Raw genomic sequence first — 6,340 nt, 5'->3', positions numbered from 1 at the left:
GATAGATGTTTTACTTTTCACATAGTCAAACTATGCGAAAAATAGTGCTATTTTCTATTATTTCTTTAATTATAAGTTTTATTTCTATGTTTCTATGTGGTAAAAAGAAATGTTTTTTGAATTACACCCAATGGGTTATTTTATAATATTTATCAAATTAAATCGGTTTATACTTTGAAATCTAAAAATAATAAATAACTTTGTTATTCAAAGTACTTTATTTATGAGTCAAAAAATTCAAGAAGATTTATCGCATATTCGTTCCATGATGGAGCGCTCTTCAAGATTTATTTCGTTAAGTGGTCTTTCAGGAGTATTTGCAGGGTTATTTGCGCTAGCCGGTTCAATTTATGCCTATCAATTGTTTAAAAATAATGGGATTGAATATTTTGATGGTAGGCAAAAGATGTATAGCTACGATTTAATAATCGAATTAGTTTTCATTGCTTTGGCAATTTTGGTCTTAGCATTGGGATCGGGTATATTTTTTACTTTGAGAAAAAGTAAAAAGTTTGATTTGCCTATTTGGACTAATACTACTAAAAAAATGTTACTCAATTTAGCGATTCCTTTATTGGTTGGAGGCGTATTTTGTGTTGCACTTTTATACCATCAGTTATTTGCTCTGATTGCTCCTGTTACTTTATTGTTTTATGGCTTAGCACTTATTAATGCTGGAAAATATACTTTTTCGGATATTAGGTATTTGGGTATATGTGAAATAATTTTAGGATGTATTTCCCTTTTTTATCTTGGTTTAGGACTTGTTTTTTGGGCAATAGGATTTGGAATTTTGCACATCCTATACGGAATAATTATGTTCAAAAAATACAAATAGAAATGGGAATCATTGATACATTAAATAAAGATTTCGAAAGTCGGGTCAGATTAGGCATTATGTCTGTTTTGATGGTAAACGACTGGATTGATTTTACCGAAATGAAATCTTTATTGAATATTACTGATGGTAATTTAGCAAGTCATTCTTCAGCATTGGAAAAATCTGGATACATAGAAGTTAAAAAAGAGTTTGTTGGTAAAAAACCGAAAACTTCGTATCGAGTTACCAATATGGGCAGAGCTGCTTTTGTTTCCCACTTGAATAGCCTTGAAAAATTAATCAAATCTAGATAACACCCTTTTTTTAACTTTACACTTTGAAATACAAAGTGCTTTTAAATTATTTATTATGAAAAAACATCAATTAATTTTAGCCTGTAGTTTGGTTTTTACACTGCTTTTTTACAAAGAGGATTTGGGACTCAATTGGGCCATTTTTGGGATGCTGCAAACCGCCTTAATATGTTATTTCTTCCAAGAGAAATTTACAAGTAGGTTACATTTGATTTTAGTGGTTACATCGGTTCTGTCTTGCTTTGCGTTTGCTTGGTACGGAGATTTTCCGTCGTTTTTTGCCATGGCTTTGTCGATTATCTTTTTACAATTCAAAACTCAGGAACCAAAACTTAAATTGTTACAGGCTCTTCCTTTGGTGTTTATCAACGGAATCGCTTCGTTAGGTCGCATATTGATGTTCAGTCAATATCTTCCTAAGCGAAAAGTTAATAACGGTTTTGCTAAAAAACTGATTGCTTATTTTATTATTCCAGTCCTATTTCTTGGATTGTTTTTAATCGTATATTCTTTTGGAAGCGATCATTTTTCGTCTTTGTTTACCGGTTATTATTTAGATATTGATGCGTGGCAAGCATTTGTACTTACGGCTTTAGGATTTTTTATTTCGTTCACTTTCTGGAATTATTGGATTCCTGAGGTTTGTTATGAAAAGAATGATTTATTGGATAATGATTTTAAGCAAGAAGCCAAAACGCAAAATCAAAATTCATTTTCGTTTCTGGATATTGATTTTGAAAGAGGAAGTGGCGAGATTACGTTGTTTCTTTTAAATGTGCTTCTTTTGGTTTTCATTGCGACTTATAATTACGAACAATTTTTTGAAGTGGTCAAAAAATCTAACTTAAGTTCTGATACACACGATAGAGTAAATGTCGTTATTTTTTCAATCATAATGGCAGTTGGCGTTATTTTATTCTATTTTAAAGGAGGGTTTAATTTTGATGAAAAAGCTAAAAAGCTTAAAAGATTAGCTAAGATTTGGATTCTTCTAAATGGAGTTTTAATCATCAGTACCGTTATCAAAAACTCAGAATACGTTTCCTATTTTGGTTTAACCTACAAAAGATTGGGCGTGTTTGCTTTCTTGATTTTAGCGATTATTGGATTGGTTTTTGCTTTTTTAAAAATTATAAATCAGAAAACCAATGCCTATCTTTTCAATCAAATGGTTTGGTATTTTTACGGAACGATTCTTTTATGCAGTTTTGTGAATTGGGGAAATATAATCACACAGTACAATATCTCTGTAAATAAAGGGGTAGAGCCTATATTTTTATCTGGACTAAATTTTAATGATGAAAGCCGTAGAGACTATTTTTTGCTAAAGGAATTAGATGGACAAAACATGGAACTTTCAAGAGAGAAGGAGATTGGTCGCATGCAATCAGAACCCTTTTTATCAAAAGTCTTATATTATGAGTTTATAAACAGTAAATAAAAGCAAAATCCCATTGAAATGGGATTTTTTTATGTTTAATAATCGCCTCTTCCTTTAAACCTGGGATCATCTCTTTTGATGAATTCGGTTCTTCTTTTTGGTGTTTCCGCTTTGGGTAAACTGGCTTCTTCGGTTTTGCTCGAAGGCTCAATCAGTTCATTTAATTCTTTGATTTCGGCATCTGTCAAATCACGGTAGCGGCCTACAGGAATATCCAGCGAAATATTGATAATTCGGATGCGTTTTAGAGCCGTAACATCATATCCTAAATATTCTGTCATTCTACGGATCTGACGGTTTAAACCTTGTGTCAAGATAATTTTGAAAGTGAATTTACTGATTTGTTCCACCTTACATTTTCGGGTAACGGTGTCTAAAATTGGAACTCCATTTCCCATTCTTTCGATGAATCGATCGGTGATGGGTTTGTTTACGGTTACTGTATATTCTTTTTCGTGATTGTTTCGGGCGCGTAATATTTTATTGACGATGTCACCGTCATTGGTCATAAAAATCAATCCTTCACTGGCTTTGTCCAATCTTCCAATAGGGAAAATACGTTTGGGATAATTGATGTAATCTACAATGTTATTGCGAACATCAAGGTTTGTGGTACATTCGATTCCTACAGGTTTATAGAAAGCAAGATAAACAGGTTTCTCATTTTTCTCACGGATTAATTTACCGTCAATACGCACTTCGTCATTTGGGGAGACTTTTGTGCCTAATTCCGGAACGACTCCATTGATGGTCACACGACCTTCTTCAATGATTTTATCAGCTTCACGGCGGGAACAATACCCAGTTTCTCCTATGAATTTATTGAGGCGTTTTAAATTTTCTTCCATACTGCAAAAGTAGTCATTTTGTTTGTTAGATTTTTAGACTTCTTAGATTTTTGGATTGTTAGAAAGTTTAGTTTCGATGGATTGTGCTAAGCCTTCTTGGATTTAATACACAAGTTCTTATCATCTAAGAAGTCTAAAAATCTAATAAGTCTATTTTTCTTCAAATAAAAAGCGGGACACTTTTTCATACAATTCGGCATCATGCATACTGTGTCCTAAACCCTTAGTTTCGATAAAAACAGCATTTTCCCATGCTCCGGCGATTTTCTTTCCTTCTTCAAATAAAACTACAGTGTCGTCAATATCATGGGCGATTAGTCCTTTGATGTTCAGTTTAGAGGCGAATAATTTCCCTGAAAATTGTTCCAGATTGAGTTTGAAATGATTTAAATAATGATCTTCTAAAGATTTTGAAATTTTAGCATTCAAGCTCAATAATGTAATATAATTATTGAGTATGATGTTGAAATCACTTGGTGCTCCCAGAATCACCATTTTTTTTAGCAAATCATTTTGATATACGGATTGATAATACAAACAGGTTTTGCCGCCGATGGAATGTCCTATCAGGTATTGAGGCTTGAATTTTTGGACAGCGAGATGAATAAATTCGGCATATTTAGGAATGCTAAATTCTTTGCCGCTGGATAATCCATGAGCCGGACCGTCAATAGCAATAATGGTGCTTCCTGATTTTTTTAAATACGGTAGTAAGTTTTCCCAGCGAGAAGCGTTACTTTCCCAGCCATGAACCAATAGGATTACTGTGTCATTTCCTTTCCAAGTATAAGTGTGAAAGGAATGTTTCCCATGTTGGAATGTCTCGGATTGTGCTTCTTGTAAGATTGCCGGAAGACTGGTTTTTGATAATTTACCTTCTCGAGGTTCACTAAAAAAGGCATACGCAAGTTGCGAAGCTTTTTTGGGAAATACAAAACTCAAAAGGTTAATGTATGCCCCAATAGATTTAGTGAATATAAAAAATAGTATTTTTTTCATAAAAAAAAAGTCCCGATGTGTATCGGGACTTAAATGTAATTAGAATTTAGAAAACAACTGTTCCATTTTCTCTTTTTCTTCGTCAGCCAATACGCTGTCGACTAATATTCTTCCTGAATGTTCATCAGTAATGATTTTTTTTCTAGAAGCAATTTCTACTTGTGTCTGTGGTGGAATAGTAAAGAATGATCCTGCAGATGCACCTCTTTCAATGGAAACAACAGCTAAACCATTACGAACGCTAGTTCTGATTCTAGTGTAAGCCTTCAATAATCTTTCTTCGATTAAAGCTTGGTACTCCCCTGATTTTTCAGACAAGAATGCTTCTTCTTTAGCAGTTTCAGCCATGATAGCGTCTAACTCTGATTTTTTGTGCTTCAAGTGATTAGATTTTGCTTCTAATCTTTCTTTTGAATTTGAAATTACTTCTTTCTTGTGTTCGATAGAAGCTTTCATTTCTTTAATTTGTTTTTCAGACAATTGAATTTCTAATTCTTGAAATTCAACCTCTTTAGTCAACGAATTAAATTCTCTGTTGTTACGAACAGTTTCTTGTTGCTTCGTATATTTTTTGATAGCCTCTTTGTGCTCATCAATTGCATTCTTTTTTACCTTGATAAGATCTTCGATAACTTCAAGTTCACTTTTCAATTTTTCTGAACGTGTGCTTAAACCAGCCACTTCATCTTCTAAATCTTCCACTTCTAAAGGAAGTTCTCCTCTTACGTTTCTGATTTCGTCAATTCTAGAGTCAATAAGTTGTAAATCGTAAATTGCTCTTAACTTGTCCTCAACACTTAATTCTTTCGTATTCGCCATATTCTATAAGTACTTAACTGGATTTGAATTTTCTTCTGATAAAATAACTGCAAAATTAAGGATTTTTTTCCGAAGATACTCAACAATATAATTTTTTGTATAGCGTTCGCTTTCAAAATGTCCAATATCGGCCAAAAGCAACTTGTTTTCGGCTTCATAAAACTGATGATATTTTAAATCGGCAGTCAAATAAGCATCTGCTCCGGCTTGAATGGCATTTTTTATTGCAAAACTTCCTGCTCCACCAAGAACCGCGACTTTTTTTATTTCCTTTCCTATAAAGTTGGAATGTCGAATCCCATCGCATTGCATCTTTTCTTTTGCAAAAAGCAGAAACTCTTTTTCACTCATGGGATTTTTCAATTCGCCAATCATTCCCAAGCCAATATTTTGATGCTTGTTTTGTAAATCATAAATCTCATATGCGACTTCTTCATAGGCGTGGCTTTTGAATAACGCTTTTAGAATTTTGTTTTCTAAATGCTTTTCGAAAGTCATTTCGATTTTTATTTCGTCGCCTTGTACAAATTCAAATCGCTCGCCAACTTGTGGATTGCTATGCTCATTTCCCATATAGGTTCCGATTCCTTTTGAATTGAAACTGCAATTTTCATAATTTCCAATTGTTCCCGCTCCGGCATCAAATAGTGCATTTCGTACTTCTTCCGCATTTTCAGGAATAGTATAAGTTACTAATTTACGAATGAAATTTTGCTTTGGAATCAGGATTTTAGTATTTACCAATCCTAATGCGTCGCTGAATATTTTATTCGCACCTTCTTGATGATTGTCCAAGGCGGTGTGAACGGCATAAATGGCAATGTCATTTTTTATGGCTTTAATGACGGCTCGTTCCACGTAGTTTTTCCCCGTTATTTTTTTCAACCCTGAAAATAATATGGGATGAAAACAAACCACCAGATTGCAATTTTTTGCAATCGCTTCGTCAATTATATTTTCTAAAGCATCATGGCAAACCAAAATTCCTGTTGCTTCGGATTCTTGATTTCCAACCAATAATCCCACATTGTCAAAATCTTCAGCGTAGGCGAGTGGTGCCATTTCTTCAAGTACGGAAATTATTTCTTTGATTTTCATA

At 33.4% G+C, this 6,340-nt stretch carries 7 protein-coding genes; 3 read left to right on the top strand and 4 right to left on the bottom strand.

The window, feature by feature from the left end:
* Positions 1-223: 223 nt before the first annotated feature.
* The 3 genes from ACNQGX_RS14705 to ACNQGX_RS14695 are packed head-to-tail and all read left to right on the top strand — an operon-like array spanning position 224 to position 2,575.
* Positions 224-838 (top strand): hypothetical protein, encoded by a 615-nt coding sequence (locus ACNQGX_RS14705; RefSeq protein WP_417977479.1) that lies wholly within the window; start codon positions 224-226, stop codon positions 836-838.
* Between the two features lie 2 nt (positions 839-840).
* Positions 841-1,134 (top strand): winged helix-turn-helix domain-containing protein, encoded by a 294-nt coding sequence (locus ACNQGX_RS14700; RefSeq protein WP_417977478.1) that lies wholly within the window; start codon positions 841-843, stop codon positions 1,132-1,134.
* A gap of 55 nt (positions 1,135-1,189) precedes the next feature.
* The gene (locus ACNQGX_RS14695; RefSeq protein ID WP_417977476.1) at positions 1,190-2,575 is read left to right on the top strand and encodes a DUF4153 domain-containing protein; all 1,386 of its coding nucleotides are present in this window, start codon (positions 1,190-1,192) and stop codon (positions 2,573-2,575) included.
* Between the two features lie 35 nt (positions 2,576-2,610).
* On the opposite strand, the gene rluF is transcribed toward ACNQGX_RS14695, so the two are convergent.
* The 4 genes from rluF to ACNQGX_RS14675 form a co-directional block, all read right to left on the bottom strand.
* Entirely contained in the window at positions 2,611-3,423 is an 813-nt protein-coding gene (gene rluF, locus ACNQGX_RS14690; protein WP_417977474.1) for a 23S rRNA pseudouridine(2604) synthase RluF, read from the bottom strand.
* Between the two features lie 150 nt (positions 3,424-3,573).
* Positions 3,574-4,422: an alpha/beta fold hydrolase gene (locus ACNQGX_RS14685; protein ID WP_417977472.1), complete on the bottom strand. Its 849-nt coding sequence runs from the start codon at positions 4,420-4,422 to the stop codon at positions 3,574-3,576.
* A 39-nt stretch (positions 4,423-4,461) separates the two neighbouring features.
* Positions 4,462-5,241 carry a zinc ribbon domain-containing protein gene (locus tag ACNQGX_RS14680; RefSeq protein ID WP_417977470.1) on the bottom strand — a complete coding sequence of 260 codons (780 nt, stop codon included), beginning with the start codon at positions 5,239-5,241 and terminating at the stop codon, positions 4,462-4,464.
* Positions 5,242-5,244: 3 nt separating this feature from the next.
* A complete protein-coding gene (locus ACNQGX_RS14675) occupies positions 5,245-6,339 on the bottom strand; it encodes a Nif3-like dinuclear metal center hexameric protein (RefSeq protein WP_417977468.1) in 1,095 nt (364 codons plus the stop codon).
* Position 6,340: the final 1 nt, after the last annotated feature.

It is taken from the genome of Flavobacterium glycogeni (assembly GCF_048286775.1).
GTDB lineage: Bacteria > Bacteroidota > Bacteroidia > Flavobacteriales > Flavobacteriaceae > Flavobacterium.
The sequence above is the reverse complement of the archived record's forward strand: the minus strand, read 5'-3'. Positions and strand labels throughout refer to the sequence as shown.